The 16539-nt window shown below is 60.8% G+C and carries 9 protein-coding genes, 1 pseudogene and 1 riboswitch; of the genes and pseudogenes, 9 read left to right on the forward strand and 1 reads right to left on the reverse strand.

Annotation, left to right across the window (positions count from 1 at the left end; genetic code table 11):
* Window positions 1-327: 327 nt before the first annotated feature.
* Window positions 328-1296, reverse strand: a pseudogene (locus PV407_RS16360) (LCP family protein); the annotation flags it as partial.
* A 455-nt stretch (window positions 1297-1751) separates the two neighbouring features.
* On the opposite strand from PV407_RS16360, the gene bcp reads away from it, so the two are divergent.
* The 9 genes from bcp to PV407_RS16405 all read left to right on the forward strand — a co-directional run bounded on the left by bcp (window position 1752) and on the right by PV407_RS16405 (window position 15943).
* Window positions 1752-2222, forward strand: a complete 471-nt coding sequence (bcp, locus tag PV407_RS16365) for a thioredoxin-dependent thiol peroxidase (protein ID WP_332090995.1) — start codon at window positions 1752-1754, stop codon at window positions 2220-2222.
* A 170-nt stretch (window positions 2223-2392) separates the two neighbouring features.
* A complete protein-coding gene (locus PV407_RS16370) occupies window positions 2393-3847 on the forward strand; it encodes a polysaccharide deacetylase (RefSeq protein ID WP_332090996.1) in 1455 nt (484 codons plus the stop codon).
* 90 nt (window positions 3848-3937) lie between these two features.
* On the forward strand, window positions 3938-4930 hold the full coding sequence (locus PV407_RS16375) for an AAA family ATPase (protein WP_332090997.1): 993 nt from the start codon (window positions 3938-3940) through the stop codon (window positions 4928-4930).
* Entirely contained in the window at window positions 4927-6156 is a 1230-nt protein-coding gene (locus tag PV407_RS16380; protein ID WP_332090998.1) for a DUF58 domain-containing protein, read from the forward strand. The genes PV407_RS16375 and PV407_RS16380 overlap by 4 nt, the downstream gene beginning before the upstream one ends.
* Window positions 6143-8500 (forward strand): DUF4129 domain-containing transglutaminase family protein, encoded by a 2358-nt coding sequence (locus PV407_RS16385; RefSeq protein WP_332090999.1) that lies wholly within the window; start codon window positions 6143-6145, stop codon window positions 8498-8500. Before PV407_RS16380 ends, PV407_RS16385 begins: the two co-directional genes overlap by 14 nt.
* Window positions 8501-8832: 332 nt before the next feature.
* A complete protein-coding gene (locus tag PV407_RS16390) occupies window positions 8833-11187 on the forward strand; it encodes a leucine-rich repeat domain-containing protein (RefSeq protein ID WP_332091000.1) in 2355 nt (784 codons plus the stop codon).
* A gap of 109 nt (window positions 11188-11296) precedes the next feature.
* Window positions 11297-12835 (forward strand): glutamine-hydrolyzing GMP synthase, encoded by a 1539-nt coding sequence (guaA, locus tag PV407_RS16395; protein WP_332091001.1) that lies wholly within the window; start codon window positions 11297-11299, stop codon window positions 12833-12835.
* A 221-nt stretch (window positions 12836-13056) separates the two neighbouring features.
* Window positions 13057-14223: a cation:proton antiporter gene (locus PV407_RS16400; RefSeq protein WP_332091002.1), complete on the forward strand. Its 1167-nt coding sequence runs from the start codon at window positions 13057-13059 to the stop codon at window positions 14221-14223.
* A 67-nt stretch (window positions 14224-14290) separates the two neighbouring features.
* Window positions 14291-14391: riboswitch (purine riboswitch) on the forward strand.
* Window positions 14392-14560: 169 nt separating this feature from the next.
* A complete protein-coding gene (locus PV407_RS16405; protein WP_332091003.1) occupies window positions 14561-15943 on the forward strand; it encodes an NCS2 family permease in 1383 nt (460 codons plus the stop codon).
* Window positions 15944-16539 lie beyond the last annotated feature (596 nt).

Raw genomic sequence — 16539 nt, forward strand, 5'->3', positions numbered from 1 at the left:
CGACGTCCCGCTGCCGCCGACCGCGCTGCCGGAGCCGCCGCTCGCCGCTCCGCTGCCGCTGACCGCGCCGCCGGAGCTGCCGCTCGGCGCCCCGCTGCCGCCGCTCGGCTTCGTCGACTCCGATACGGCTTTTCCTGCCCCGGAGCCGCTGCCGGAGCCCGAGCTTGTCTGCGTCTTCGACGATCCGCCGCTTCCGCTCGCGCCGGTCGCGGCCGGTTTCGTCGTCCCGCTCGCCTTGCTGCCGGAACCGGTTCCGGTGTCCGCTTTGGCCCCGGAGTCCGGCGCTTTGACCGTCGTGGACGAACCGGTCGCATTATCGTTCGAATCGTCCGCGTCCGTCGATACGGTGCCCTCCAGCTGCTCCTTGACGAATTTTTGCAGCTTCGCCGTATTGACGGTCAATACCGAGGCGCCGCCGATGTTGTCCTCCTCCAGCAAATGGGAGGGAGGGATTTGTACGCCGTTGACGCCCTGCGCTTTAATTTCGAAGCCGAGCGAGCCGAGCTTGATCATGTCGGTAATCGACAAGTTCGTCGTAATGTACGGATCGATCTTGTTCAAGATGGACGGCAGCCGCAAAATCGACGACGTCGTTTGCAGCTCCTGGGCGACGGCGGTCATGAATTTGCGCTGGCGCTCCGTCCGCGAATAGTCGGAAAGCGCGTCGTGACGGAAACGGACGTATTGCAGCGCCGTTTTGCCGTCCATATGCTGAAGTCCTTTTTTCAGGTTGATATCGAATTCCGGCTCTTCCGAATCGCGGTATTTCATATCTTTCTCGACTTCCAGCTCGATGCCGCCGATTGCGTCGACGAGCGCCATGAATCCTTGGAAATCGGTATAAACATAATATTGAATCGGCAGGCCGAGCAGGTCGCCGACCGTCTTCATCGCCAAATTCGGTCCGCCGATCGAAAAGGCGGCGTTGATCCGGTCTTGTCCGTGTCCGGGAATTTTAACGTACGTATCGCGCAAAATCGAAAATAGCGACGCTTTCTTCGTCGTCGGATCGACGGAAGCGATCATAATGGTATCCGATCGGGGAGTGTCGTTTCGGGAGGTGCCGCGGGAATCCGCGCCTAGCAGCAGGATGTTGACCCGTTCCTTGCCTTCCCATTTCGGGGGCGCTTCCTCGGCCTGGCTTACGTTTTGCGTGCTGAATTGGGTGAAAAACGGCTCGTCCTTTTTTTCCTGAATATGAGTGCCGAATTGGTACAACGAATATCCATAATAGCCGATGACGCACAGGATGAGCGCCGTGCAGGTTAGGGCGATCCACTTCGCTTTTCGCCACATGTGCTTTCAACTCCTTTTGGTCCCGGTTCGCCTTTTCCATCGTTCGCCATAACGTGGTATGATGAACACGATCCAATCGCCGAAATTTCGGGAATGTTCAACAAAATTAATGTGTCCAAATTACCCGGCCTTATCAATGTCAATTATAAAGGCAGCGTTAAGCCGGCTGCAAGTCCGAGCCCTTGCCGGATAAGGAACGGCGCCCGGACCGAATTTCCGCGAGCGGACGATGCGGGCATGGTAAACATTTCGCAAGCCGCCCTCGCATTTTGGGGTTCGGTGTCGGTTTCGATCGTTTTTCGCGAAATTCCTTCAGCTTTCTGACGCAGGAAACGGCCAAAAGGTTTACAACATCCAAAAGTTTCCGATCGAAATCGATAAAAGGAGATTGACGGGACCGACCGGCCGGACCGGCCGGACTCGGCCCGATGATTCGCACGCTAGGAGGGACCCTCATGTCGGAGCCGACCGTAGGCAGCCCGGCGCCGGATTTTACGCTTCCGGCAACGAAAGGAAAAGCCGTAACGCTCAGCCAATTTCTCGGCAAAAAAGTCGTATTGTTTTTTTATCCGCAGGACATGACGCCGACCTGTACGGCGGAAGCTTGCGAGTTTCGGGACGGCATTCACCGGTTCCGCAAGAGCGGCACGGTCGTGCTCGGTATCAGCCCGGATCCGGTGAAAAGTCACGAAAAGTTCGCGAAGCAGTACGAGTTGCCGTACCCGCTTTTATCGGACGAAGATTTGCGCGTATGCAAGCTGTACGACGTCTGGAAGCTGAAAAAGCTGTACGGACGCGAATATATGGGCGTGCAGCGGTCGACGTTTCTGATCGACCGCGATGGCAAGCTCGCGAAAGTTTGGCGCAACGTCCGCATCAAAGGCCATATCGAGGCGGTGCTGGCGGCCGCGAAGGCGCTCGGCTGAGCCGCGCCGCCGCAATCCGGGAAACATGAATCGCAATACGGTCCATCCGTGTTGCGATTTTTTTTCGCCCGCCGCGTTTGTCCGATGCCCCGTCATACTCCGTCCGCTCCTACCATATACTCTACCAGCAAGCCAAAAAACGATAGATAGGTCGGAGGGAAGCTATGCGAGTGCATCCACGGTCTCTGCGCACAAAAGCCCGAAACGCCGGATTGACGCCGATGCGAACGGCCCGGCTCGTTTTACCGCTCTTATTCGTGTTCCTGCTTGCGCTTCCCGTTTCGCAGTCGTTCGCGGCCGAATCGTCCTCCGGACAAGCGGAGGATGCCGTTTTCGAAGCGCTGCAGGCCGGCCGGCGAGTGCCCGATCCGCGGGAATATTCGATCCCCGAGCGGCCGACCGTATTTTTGACGTTCGACGACGGGCCGAGCGACCATACGCCCGCGGTGTTGGACCTGTTGAAGGAAGAGGGGGTACCGGCGACCTTTTTCGTGCTCGGTCAAAACGTGGCGGCCCATGCCGAAATAATCCGGCGAATCGCCGCGGAAGGCCATGCGATCGGCAATCATACGTACGATCACGTTTACGATACATTGTACGGAAGCTTTTCGGAATTTTGGCGGCAGGTGCAGCGGACCGAGAAGGAGCTGGAGGACAAGGCGAACGTCCGTACCAGGCTCGTCCGGGCGCCGGGCGGAACGTACACGAATTTCGACGCCGCTTACTTTTATTTGCTGGAGCGGGCCGGGTACGTCGTTTACGATTGGAACGTGGACAGCGGCGATTCGAAGCGAAGAGGGGTGCCCGCCCGGGAAATCGTCTCCGGCGCGACCGATTTGACGACGGCGAAAAAGTCGCCGAACGAAGTCGTCGTCCTGCTGCACGACGGCTCGGGACACGGCGAAACGGTAAAGGCGCTGCCGGACATCATCCGGTTTTACAAAGAGAAAGGCTACGTTTTCGGCTCGCTTTCGCCGGACGTGAAGCCGATTCAGTCGTCCCTCGGCAAGCCGAAATGGAAGCGCGGCTACGACTATGCCCAATACGGGCAGTGGCTGGCAATGGCGGAAGAGCATGCCGCCGTCTTTGCGGAGCGGGAGCCGGCCGTCGCGGCGCAGGCTGCGGACGGAGCGTCGGGCGGCGATGCGCGGCATGCTTCGGCAGCTATGCTGACTCCGCCTCTTACGCTCCATTTCAAAGAGGGTGAGCTTGTTTGGAAGGGCGCGGACTATTCGCTGCGCAACGACCGTTTGTACGTCCCTTTGCGAGACTTGATCGAGGCGATGGGCGGCACGGTCGAATGGCGGGACGACAGCCGCGTCGCGATCGCGCGCTACGGCGCGAACCGCGTCGACTATGATTTGCCGCATCGCGCCGTTACGGTATATGCGCCCGGCAAGCCGGCGAAACGGTACGTGATGGCGGAAATGAGCCTGATCGGCGACAAGCTGGTCGTTCCGCTCCGCCAAGCGATCGAACGGCTGGGCGGGGAAATCGGCGGCTATTCGTTCGACGCGGAGCGAAGAGACGTTTGGATCGACGCGAGTCCGGACTACGGGCCGGCCTGGACGGCTCTGCAAGCGTTCCGGGGGCGGGCGGACGCGCCCTGCCGGCGGGCGGCGTGAAATCTCCGAAATATTAATAGATTGGCGCGTCTAAATCGATAGAGCGGCGGGAAAACTGAAGCTATCAAGGTTTTACGGGAGGTTTTCCTTATGCTACAAGGACGCGGCGTTCCGCTTCCGTTCGATTCGAACCGGCAATTCGTGGATATGATCGTCCATCAGGTGGAAAAAGCGATTATCGGCAAACGGGAAAGCGTCGAAACGGCCGTCATCGCGTTTTTATGCGGCGGACATATTTTGCTGGAGGACGTTCCCGGCGTCGGCAAAACGATGCTCGTCCGGGCGCTGGCGAAAACGGTCGGCGCGTCGTTCAAGCGAATCCAGTGCACCCCCGACCTGCTTCCGTCCGACGTGACCGGCGTTTCGGTTTATTTGCCGCAAACCGGCAAGTTCGAATTTCGCCCCGGTCCGATCATGGCCGGCGTCGTCCTCGCCGACGAAATGAACCGCGCGTCGCCGAAGACGCAATCGGCGCTGCTCGAGGCGATGGAGGAGCGGCAGGTGACGGTGGACGGCGTAACGCATCCGCTGCCGGATCCCTTCGTGCTGCTCGCGACGCAAAATCCGGTCGAGCACGAAGGGACGTTTCCGCTTCCGGAAGCCCAATTGGACCGCTTTTTGCTGAAAATCCGGCTCGGCTATCCGGACGAGAAGCACGAGGTCGACATGCTGAACCGGTTTGCGGAGCGCAGCCCGCTTGAAGACGTGCGGCCCGTGCTGCTGCGCGAGGAATGGGCCCGGCTGCAGCGCGAAACGAGGCTCGTCCATCTCGACGAGACGATCAAGCAATATATCGTCCGGATCGCTTCGGCGACGCGGACGCACAAGGACGTCGCGCTCGGAGCCAGCCCCCGCGCGTCGATGGCGCTTATGCGGACCGCGCAGGCGAAAGCGTTCAGCGCCGGAAGAACGTACGTCGTGCCCGACGACGTGAAGTCGCTCGCCGTCGCCACGCTCGCCCATCGTCTCGTTCTTCAGCCCGAAGCCCGCTATACCGGCAAATCGCCGGAGTCGATCGTGCAGCAGCTGCTGGCGGCGATCCCCGTTCCCGCCGCCCAGCCGGCCGCGGGAGGTGCGCGATGACGGGGCGGTGCGGCTGGGGCAATTTCGCCGCCGTCGCGATTTTGTGCGCCGGCGCTTACGGGCTGTCGGAATGGCGGGGCGGCTACTCCGCATCCTTCTTGTTTTACGGCACGGCCGTTTTGCTCGCCGTCTCGCTAGGCCAGGCGGCGTTCGGGATGCGCCGTATCGAGGCGCGGCGGTCGCTTTCGCAATACCGCTTCTTCGCCGGCGACGACGCGCACGTTATCGTCGACGTAAGCCGAAGCGGGCCGCTTCCTTCCGGATGGATGATCGTGACCGACGTATGGACGGACGGCGGCGGGGAATTCCGGCACAGCCGGATGGTTTTGCCCGGTTTCCGCACGGCCGTCCGGTTCCGCTACAAGCTGAGCGGGTTGGCCCGGGGACGGTACCGGTTCGAGCGGTTCGAGATCGACTCCGGAGACTGGTTCGGTCTGATCCGCAAAAAAGCGACGGTGCTCGCCGAAACGGAATTCGTCGTTTATCCGAAGCCGCTGTCGCTCGCCATCGCGCCTTCGGGGGAAGCGGACGAAGCGGGGAGAACGGCCCTCCCCCCGTATGCGGCGCGTGAATTCGCTCCGCTGGTCGCCTCGGTTCGCGACTATGCGGCGGGCGATCCGCTGCAGCGCATCCATTGGAAAGCGACGGCCCGGTCGGGCTCGTTCAAAACGAAGGAGGCCGAACCGCTCGAATCGGCGCGTCTCGCCGTCGTTTTGGACCCGTCGCCCGGCGGCTTTGCGGGCCGGGACGGCGACGCGCTGTACGAAGCGGCGGTGCGCGCCGTAGCCGGCTTGCTCGAATGGACCGTCGGGGAGGGGGCGCTCGCCAGCGTTCACGCCGGCAGCGCGCAGGAGCTGACGCTTCCGCCGGCGCGCCGCTACGATTTGCTGGACGTCTACGAGCTGCTCAGCCGCGCGCGCATGGGCGGCGCCGAGTCGGGGGCGGACCTGCTGCTTCGCGAGTCGGCGGCTTGGCCGCGAGGGTGCACGGTCGTCTTCGTGACGCGGGCTCTCGACGAATCGCTCGTGCGGGCGGCCAACCTGTTGCGGGCCGGACGGCGCAGGCTCGCGGTATGGCTTGTGCGGCCGGGTGCCGCCGCCGCGCTCGGCGAACGGGAGCGCCGCTTGCTCGAGGAGCTGGAGCGTGCGGGGGGCCAGGTCGCGATGCTGCGGGCTCCGGCGGGGCCCGTTTACGGCGCGGGAGGTGCGGAAGATGTCATCGCCTGACCGCTCGCTCGTACGCGACGGCGTCGCCGCCGCGCTGCTTTTTCTGCTGCTGCTCGAATGGCTGCGGCCGCTGCTCGACTTGTCGGAGTGGAGCGGCGTGTACCGGATCAGCCCGTTTATGGTCGCATTCGGCCTGTTCGTCGCCGTCGATTGGATGAGATTGTCCCCGTGGGTCGGCTGGCCGATCAAGGCGGCCGTCTGCCTCGGCTTGGTCGCTTATTTGTTCGACACGGCTTCGTCCTCTTACGCGCTGTGGCCGCTCCGCTATGCCGAGCTGACGATGAAGGACATCGTGGCGTTGGCGGATCGGGATTACGCTTCGTTCAGTCCGGAAAACCGGACGATGCTGTTTCTCGTCGGCTGGTCGATGATGATTACGGTCATTTACGCGTCCGTCGTCGAACGCGGGGCCGCGCTTTGGTTCGTGGCGGCGACGCTGCTTTATTTGCTCGGGCTGCAGCTGTGGCCCGGGGTCAATACGACGGATGCGGTCATCCGCACCGTGTGGTTCGGATTTTTGCTGGTCGGGCTGCAGCAGTTTTCGCGGCTGGAGCGGCGCTTCGCGCTAAGCCGCCGCGCCGCCGGCTGGCCGGCCGCCTGGCTCGTCGCCGTCCCGCTGCTGCTCGCCGCCGCGGTGGCCGCCGGGCTTTCGTTTCCGCCCGCCGGGAAATCGGGGATGATGAAGCCGCTCGACGCCGGCTATTTGGCGGAGCGGTTCGCCAGCTGGGCCGCCGGCGGCTCGGGAGCCGATTTCGCGGGCGGCGGAGCGGCGGCGGGCACGGCCCGAACCGGCTATGGAAGCGACGATACGATACTCGGGGGACCGATCAAGCCCGACGATTCCGTCGCGTTCACCGCCATGACCGAGAAGCTGACGTATTGGCGGGGCGAAGCGAAAACGTTTTATACCGGCAAAGGCTGGGAAAACGGAGGAAATACGGCCGAGCCGGAAACGCCGCCTGCGGCCGCGACGATCATGCAGGAAGTGACGGTCGTCGATCCGTCTCTGGCCGGGCGTCTGTTTGCCGGCGGTCCGGTAACGAAGATCGAGGAGCTGGTGACGCGAAGCGGCCGGTCGCTCCCGCCGGACGATTCCGTCATCCGCGTGTTCGGGGCGTATATGCTGGCCGCTCCGGACGCCAAAGATCCGCTGCGGCGCTACTTGCTCCGAGTTGCGGTTCCGGCGAACGCCGCCGACGGTCCGGGCGCCTCCGCCGAAGGGACGGAGCCGTCAAACGCCGAAACGTCTTCGGCGGCGGATGAGGTTACCGGCGACGACGCGCCCGGCGAATCGCCGCAGGAGGATCGTTCCTCCGCCGGCGGCGGGGATGACCGGGAGCGGTTCGCGGCCGAGCTGCAGCTGCCCGCCGCCTTGCCGGTTCGGGTCAAGCTGCTCGCCGAGACGGTGGCGATGAACGGCGCGGACGATTACGAGAAGGCGCGGGCGATCGAGTCGTATTTGAAGACGAATTACCGGTACCGGCTCGATGCGCCGGCCGTACCGGATTCGTCGGCCGATTTCGCCGACACGTTTTTGTTCGAAACGAAGGAAGGGTATTGCGACTATTTTTCCACTTCGATGGTCGTCATGCTTCGCTCGCTCGGCATTCCGGCGCGCTGGGTCAAAGGATTCAGCCCCGGCGAGGTGACCGATTGGGCGGGAACGGGTGGCGGCGACGGCGGACTGACGCAGGTGACGGTGCGCAACCGGAACGCCCATTCGTGGGTGGAGGCGTATATGCCGGGCAGCGGCTGGACGACGTTCGATCCGACGCCGGGCAATCGGCCGGCCGCCGGAGCTTCTCAGCCGGACGAGGCCCGGGCCGTATTCGCTTCCGCGCAGCCTGCGCCGGAACAAGCGGAGGCGGGGCCGGGCGGGACGAGCTCGCTCGCGCAGCGGGCGCAGCTTGCGCGCGAACGCGTCGCGTCCGCATGGACGGCGCTCGCCGGGAGCGGCGCGGCGAACGGCGGCCCGCTGCCTTGGCGCATCGCCGCCGCGCTGCTGGCGCCGCTGCTGCTGTGTGCCGCGGCTCGGCTGACGCGCCGCGCCGCGCTTGCGCCGCGAGGCCCGTTTGCGCCGCGTTATGCGGACGGACCGCGGGCGCACGCCTACCGGGCGCTCGACAAGCTGTGGCGCGCGATGTTCCGCAAGCTCGGCCGCAAAAGGCCGGAGCTGACCGTCCGCGAGTACGTCGAAGCGCTGCCGTTATCGGAATTGGGCAAGCGCGCCGCGCTGCTCGATTTCGTGAGGCAGTACGAGGCGGTCCGGTACGGCGGCGCGCCGCTGCCGCGGTCGGCGAAGCGGAGCATGAAGGAGCTGTGGCGGCGAATCAAGTCGCGGTGAGAAGGGGCTCGTCGTTTCTCCGCAAACCATTAACGGAAAGCCAATCCGCTAACGGGGTTATTTCCCGGTATTTCCCGAAAATAAAGGAACTCCATTCCGTTCAAAGTATCGATTCCGGCAAGAAAACCGGATTCCCGGGCAAATAACGGAATGCAGTTCCTTTCATGCTTCAGGCGCTCTTGTTGTTATTCGATTAACGGAATCCGCTTCCGCTAAACGAGGGCGGTTGCGGCAATAGCACGCTCCGGCCGCCGCGATTTTTTACGCTTCCTCCTACTTCCCCGTAACTAGGCGTCACCAAACGCCGTCTAATGTTGCGGGAGGGAAATCGGATGGTGATCATTTACAACGACCCGAAGGGGGAGGCGTACCGCCGGCTGATCGATTATGCCGCGAGCCGCGCCCCCATGTTCGCTTTGGCGGACCGGGGATGGAGAGATAAAGGCGGATCGTGCTCGCGCGTCTTCGAGGCGCTCGAGCCGTATTTGATCCGCGCGCAAAGCTGCGAAAGCTTGTTCGGGACGTCTTCCATCGCCTATACGAGGGAAGGGACGATTTATCATTATCGCTGCTGCGCGGCCGCCGCAACCGTTTTAAAAGACGCGGCATCCGGCCTGTTTGCTTGGCGGCATCCGCATTTGCCGGAAGATTTGTGCTTTCTGGACGAGAACGGCAAAGAGTGGCTGTCCAATATCGCCCATGAACGGATGGCCGGCATCCGGATCGGAGACGACGAGGGGAGGGCGCTTTCCGAGGACATCACCGGCCTGTTTCTGAAAGGTGAGTTCAACGCGTCGATTGAAGCCACGATCCGCGACGCGATTCGGCACGAAGCCGACACGCTGCATATCGAAGGGTACGGCATCGAGCGCATTCCCAACCAAATCGGCGACATTCGGTCCTTGACCACGCTCGAGATTTGCGAGGACTCGGTTACCGATTTGCCGGACAGCCTGTTCCGTTTGGAGCGGCTGGAGCATCTTCGGATCCGCTCTAAACATTTGCGCGCCATCCCGCCGCAAATCGGCAACCTGCGCAGCCTGAAAAGACTGGAAATCAGCTGCGGCCGTTATTCGGCCGCTTCGCACGGAGCGCCCGCCGCCGATTTATCGGACAAGGCCGCAATCGAGATCCCCGCCGAAATCGGCTTGCTGGAAAACCTGGAACTGCTGACCTTCAACCATGCCGGCATTCGCAAACTGCCGCCGGAATTTGCGAATTTGCGCAATCTGAAATTTTTGGATATCGCGGGCAACCGGTTCGACTCGATTCCTCCCGAGGTCGACCGGCTCCCGAATTTGCAGCATGTCCATATGGGCATCGGCTGGGTCGATTATAGAACCCATTTCGGGATGTGGGAACGCGCCTTCGGACTGCACGCGAATCGCCGCGGCGAGTGGCTGATCCGGCAGCAGCTGAACGGGCGAAACGAAACCGAATCCGTCATCGAGCTGCAGTGGAGCCCGCACTCTGCCGAAGGCGGGAGGCGAGACGGGGAAACAGGCGACGACGCCGAAACGAATCCTCCGGGTACGATCCTGGTCGGCGCCGATCCGTTTAGCGGTCGCCTCCGCTCCTATCGCATCGTGCGCAGCGAACAATGGTTCGCGGACAAAGGCCGCTCCGGACCGATATTAACCGGCGACGAGCGGAAAGCGGCCGCTTTGCGCTGGATTTATGCCCATACCGATTTCCGGGGAACGTTCGACCGGCTTCAATTCGTGAAGGAATCGGACAAAAACGGGCGGGTTACGCTGCATTTCCGGGAAGTATATGAAGGCGTCCCGCTTTATCCACCGAATCCGGTCTCGGTCGATATGCTGGACGACGGTACGGTGACGGGGTATTCGTCCTACGGGCCGTCGGCGCTCGGCCATCGCTTCGACAAGGGTCCGGCGATTGCCGCCGAGCCGGACGTTTCGGCGATTCGCGGCGCCGCCCGACCCTGTCTCGCGCTCGTGCCGATACCGGACATGAACGTCCCGGCCGAAGAAGGGCAAGCGTCCGTTCGTTGGGCATACGGAATCGAGGAGACGTTCGTCGACTTCCGCACCGGCGAAACGATTCGTTACGAGTTCGATACACAGCGTTTCGGCGAGCCGGCGCTCGACCTGCCCATCGAATGGTCGACGGAGGAGGAGCGTCTGCCGGGGGACGTTCCCGCCGCGCCGGGAAACGAGACGGTCGGGGAACGCGTTCGCCGTTTTATCGCCGGAACGGAAAGCCGTTTTCCGTACGTCGATCGGAACGCGAAGCATCCGGACGGCGAGCCGGTCGGGGAGGAGAATGCGGAGCGGGCGATGCGGACGGTGCGGGCCTGGCTTATGCGGGCGAAGCCCGGCCAATCGGGCCGGTGGGAGATGCATCGTCTCGAACGCCGCTGCGGAATGTTGGCCGCTTTCGTCCGGCGGCGGGGCGAACGCTACCTGGATTTGTTCGGGAAAACGGTGCTGTGGCTCGATGCGGAAAACAGCGGGTTCATCGACGTTTTCGAACGGACCGTCGCGATTCCGGCCGCCGAGCGGCTTCTCCCTCCGGAACGGGCCTTCGCCCTGCTGCAGGATCGCCTCTTCTGCAAGCCTTATTATGTTTGGAACCGTTGCGCGAACGGCTATAGGCTCATGCATTTGCTCGATTGCGAAGCGTTCGTCGATGCGCGGAGCGGCGAGCGTTTTGAAGCGCTTTGAGCCTGTTTTCCTTTTTCCTTGCCTTGTCCTGCCGCCTTTTATATAATAGTCTCTATTATATTGTTGAAAATGTATGAAAATCGAGCGAATCCGCTTCAAGGAGGCTTTTATGAGCAAGCCGAACGAAATGATCGTCGTATTGGATTTCGGGGGGCAATACAATCAGCTGATCGCGCGGCGCATTCGCGATTTGGGCGTGTACAGCGAGCTTCTGCCGTTCAACACGCCGGTGGACAAAATTCGCGAGCTCGCCCCGAAAGGAATCGTGTTCTCCGGCGGGCCGGCAAGCGTGTACGAGGAAAATTCGCCGAAGGTCGACCCGGCGATTTACGAGCTGGGGCTGCCGATCTTAGGTATTTGCTACGGCATGCAGCTGATGGCGTACCAGCTGAACGGCAAAGTCGACAAGTCGAGCAAGCGCGAGTACGGCAAAGCGGACGTCGAGTTCAACGAAAGCTGCTGCCTGATCCAGGGACTCGATCGGAAGCAGACGGTATGGATGAGCCACGGCGACCATGTGTCCGCGCTGCCGGCCGGATTTGTCGTCGACGCGAGCACGGAGCATGCGCCCGTTGCGGCGATGAGCCATCCGGACAAAAAGTTTTTCGCCGTCCAGTTCCATCCGGAAGTGCGGCATTCCGTGTACGGCAACGACATGATCCGCAATTTCCTGTTCAACGTATGCGGCTGCTCCGGCGATTGGAGCATGGAGACGTTCATCGAGGACACGATCCGCGAAATCCGCGAGCAGGTCGGAGACCGCAAAGTGCTGTGCGCGCTCAGCGGCGGCGTCGACTCCTCGGTCGTGGCGATTCTCATCCATAAGGCGATTGGCCCGCAGCTGACGTGCATGTTCATCGACCACGGCCTGCTTCGCAAAGGCGAGGCGGAGAGCGTCATGGATACGTTCGTCGGCAAGTTCGACATGAAGGTCGTCAAAATCGACGCCAGCCAGCGGTTCCTGTCCAAGCTGAAAGGCGTCGACGACCCGGAGCAGAAACGGAAAATTATCGGCAACGAGTTCATTTACGTGTTCCAGGAGGAGTCCGCCAAGTTCGACGACTTCGAATTTCTCGCCCAAGGAACGCTGTATACCGATATTATCGAAAGCGGCACGGCGACGGCGCAAACGATCAAATCGCACCATAATGTCGGCGGCTTGCCGGAAGATATCAAGTTCAAGCTCGTCGAGCCGCTCAAGGCGCTGTTCAAGGACGAGGTGCGCAAAGTCGGCGAAGAGTGCGGGCTGCCTGCGGCGATCGTTTGGCGCCAGCCGTTCCCGGGGCCGGGTCTCGCCATCCGCGTGCTCGGCGAAGTGACGGAGGAGAAGCTGCACATCGTGCGCGAATCGGACGCCATTTTGCGGGATGAGATCGCGAAGGCCGGCCTGGACCGCGAAATATGGCAATATTTCACCGCGCTGCCGAACATGAAGAGCGTCGGCGTCATGGGCGACGGCCGGACGTATTCGCATACCGTCGGCATTCGCGCGGTTACGTCGATCGACGGGATGACCGCCGACTGGGCGCGCATTCCGTACGACGTGCTGGAGCGCATCTCGAACCGGATCGTCAACGAGGTCGAAAACGTCAACCGCGTCGTTTACGACATTACGTCGAAGCCGCCGGCCACCATCGAGTGGGAATAATTCGCGCGGGTTGAAACCGAAGCGGGTTTCCCCCGTATTACCGGTTGCTAACCAACCGAATATCGTCTTACCCGGAGGAGTCTGTCACCAGGGCATCGCTATGCTTGCATAGCGGTCGTGGTGGGCGGACTCCTTTTTGCGTGTTAAGACGATCGCGGATTCCCGCATGGCCGGGGACGGAATAGCAAATTCTACTGAGGAACGGAAAGAGGGGGAACGGAATGCTCATTTTGCAAATCGCCGTCATTTTGCTCGCTTCCAAAATCGCCGGGGACATCAGCGTCAAATTGGGGCAGCCGGCCGTGCTTGGCAAGCTGCTGATCGGAATCGTCATCGGGCCGACGGTGCTCGGCATCGTAACCTCGACCGACATGCTGCAGGAGATCAGCCAAATCGGCGTCATTTTGCTCATGTTTATCGCAGGGCTGGAAACCGATGCGGAGCAGTTCAAGCGAACCGGCAAAGCGTCGGCCTACGTCGGAGTGGCCGGCATTGTCGTCCCGTTTGCGGTCAGCTTTCTCGCCGGGTACGCCGCAGGCATGTCCGCGGTCGAGTCGATATTTTTGGGGCTGCTGCTTTCCGCGACGAGCGTCAGCATATCCGTCCAGGCGTTGAAGGAGATGGGCAAGCTGAGGTCGCGTGAAGGCGCCTCGATACTCGGGGCGGCGGTCATCGACGACATCCTTGTCGTGATCGCGCTCGCTTTCGTCATGAGCTTCGCCGGCAGCGACGTCCAGCTCGGCGTCGTCGTGTTGAAGAAGGCCGGCTTTTTCGCGATCGCGATATTGGCGGCATGGAAAGCGGTCCCTTGGGTACTGTCCAAGTTCGCGCCGCTTCGCGTCAGCGAGTCGCTTGTGTCCGCCGCGCTCGTCGTTTGCTTTTTTTACGCCTATTTCGCCGAATATACGGGAGTCGCCGCCATCATCGGAGCGTATATCGCCGGGCTCGCCATCAGCCTGACGCCGTTCCGGCACGACGTGTTCGAGAAGGTGGAAACGATCAGCTATTCGTTTTTCGTTCCGGTCTTCTTTGCGTCGATCGGGATTACGGCCGAATTTTCCGGCATTGCCGGCAATATCGGATGGATCGCGCTGCTCAGCGTGCTGGCCATCGCTTCGAAGCTGTTCGGCTCGGCTTTCGGCGCGAAGCTGGCCGGGTTCGGCGCGCGTTCGTCGCTCGGCATCGGCGCGGCGATGGTATCGCGGGGCGAAGTCGCGCTCATTATCGCGGCCATAGGCTTGGAGGCCGGGCTGCTCGGCAAAGACATGTTCGCGGTCCTGGTCGTCGTCGTCCTCATTACGACGCTTATTACGCCGCCGATGATGAAATGGCTGCTGGCCGACCGAAAACGCGATGAATCCGCCGTGAAAACGGATACTTCCGAATGAATCGACAAAGATTAAGCGTAATGTTCGGATTTGTATTGACACGGATCGACACAAGCTTTTAGAATATGGGTGAATAACATACTGTTTTCGTATAATCTCAAGAATCGGCTTGAGAGTCTCTACGAGATCACCGTAAATGATCTATCTACGAAAAGGGAACGCGGGTGCCGCCCGCTCGCACGGCGAGGCGGCGCGCGCATATTTTTCCCTGGGAGTGGAAACCTAGATGTTGATCGCGGATCATACTGGGTTTTTTTGTTTTTTCGCGAAAGCGGGAGCTCCCATCGACTGTTTTGTTATTCCAATTAAATGTTTATTTAGGAGGAATAGTAAGCGGATGGATCGTCTATTCAGATTGAGAGAGAACGGCACCACGGTTCGAACCGAGATCATCGCCGGTTTGACCACATTTATGACGATGGCGTACATATTGTTCGTCAACACGCTCTTTTTGGGAGAAGGCGGAGCCGGCATTCCCAATCACGGCGTTTTCTTCGCCACGGCGGTCGGTGCGGGACTCGTTACGCTGGCGATGGGATTTTTCGCGAACATTCCGGTTGCGCTCGCTCCGGGCATGGGTCTCAACGCTTACTTCATGACGGTCGTCCTGTCGTCGGGCGGAACGATCACTTGGCAGATCGCGCTCGGCGCCGTGTTTTTGTCGGGTATCGTTTTCATTATTCTCACCGTAACGAAAGTTCGGCAAATGCTGCTTACGGCCGTTCCGAACAATTTGAAGGTGGCGATTACGGTCGGCATCGGGCTGTTCGTGACGATTATCGGCGCGAAGCTGTCCAACATCATGATGATCAGCATTAACCCCGATCCCAACACGGACTTCAACAAAACGCATATTCTCAATTCGAATCAATTCAATATCGTGCTCGGCGATTTCATCCATAACAAAGATACGATGCTCGCGTTAATTACGCTGCTTCTTATCGCGATCCTGATGGTGCTTCGCGTCAAAGGCGCTTTGCTCATCGGCATCGTCGCCGCGACGTTGATCGGCATTCCGATGGGCGTGACGAACGTCGGCGGATTGTCCGGCGCCAGCTGGCTGCCTTCGTTCGACGATCTGGCCGTCGGCAAGCTGGATATTATGGGCGCGCTCGGAGTCGGCATTATCGAAATCATTCTCATCTTCACGTTCGTGGAGCTGTTCGATACGTTCGGAACGCTGGTCGGTACGGCCAACCGCGCCGGGCTGCTGAAAGACAAGGAGAAGGGCGAGAAAACGATCGGCAAGGCGATGCTCGTCGACGCTACGGGCGTCAGCGCCGGAGCGCTGCTCGGAACGAGCACGATTACCGCTTACGTGGAAAGCTCCAGCGGGGTGGCGGAAGGCGGGCGCACCGGTCTTACGGCGGTGACGACGGGCGTTTTGTTCCTGCTCGCGCTGTTCATCGCGCCGCTCGCGCTCGTCGTTCCGTCCGCGGCTACCGCGCCGGCCCTCATTATCGTCGGCGTGCTTATGATGGCGCAGGTGAAGGAGATCGACTGGAACAACTTCCTCGAAGCGTTCCCGGCGTTCCTTACGATCGTCATGATGCCGTTCACGAACAGCATCGCCAACGGCATCTCGTTCGGCATCGTGTCGTATACGGTGCTGACGGCGCTCCATAACCTCGTATCGCCGAAAAAGACGCCGATTCATTGGCTGATGTGGGTGATCGCCGTTTTGATCGTGCTGCGGTACGCGCTGCTCGGCGGAGAATAATATTGCCAATGAAGCCTCGGGAGACCGGTCCGGTCGTCCCGGGGCTTCCTGTTTTAAACGAGTATTCGGTTTTGCCGGGACCGCCGTTGTCTTTTATATAGGTCGCTCCCGAATCGTCGATCCCGGGCGACTGTTCCAGCTCGACCGCGTTGCCGAAAGGCACAACCCAACCGGGCGGTCTCGCGTAAAACCGTTATTCGCCGGTCTTTCACGAAGGAAACCGTCCGAACAGCATGCACGGTGCCGCGACCAAGCGGACGATGAACAGAATGCGTCCGTGCATGATTTCACCTCGACGGGGAAAATACCAAATGGTGGTTTGGAAGTACGTCATTATTGAAAAACGCATCGGCGGCGAATTTTTTTAAAAAAAAACTTGCATTGTTATCCCCGGATGTGATATCTTATAAAAGTCGCCGCTCGGGACCCGGTCTTCGGGGAACGGCGAAGCGGCAAGCAGGACAAACATTTTGCTCCTTGAAAACTGAACAACGAGCGTGCAAGTGCGGTCTCTCGCGAGACCATAACAAGCTAGTCAAGTAATGAGCAAATCGGCTCATCTAATAAGCAACACCTTATTGGAGAGTTTGATCCTG

This window comes from Paenibacillus sp. GYB003, assembly GCF_036577625.1.
Lineage (GTDB): Bacteria > Bacillota > Bacilli > Paenibacillales > NBRC-103111 > Paenibacillus_AB.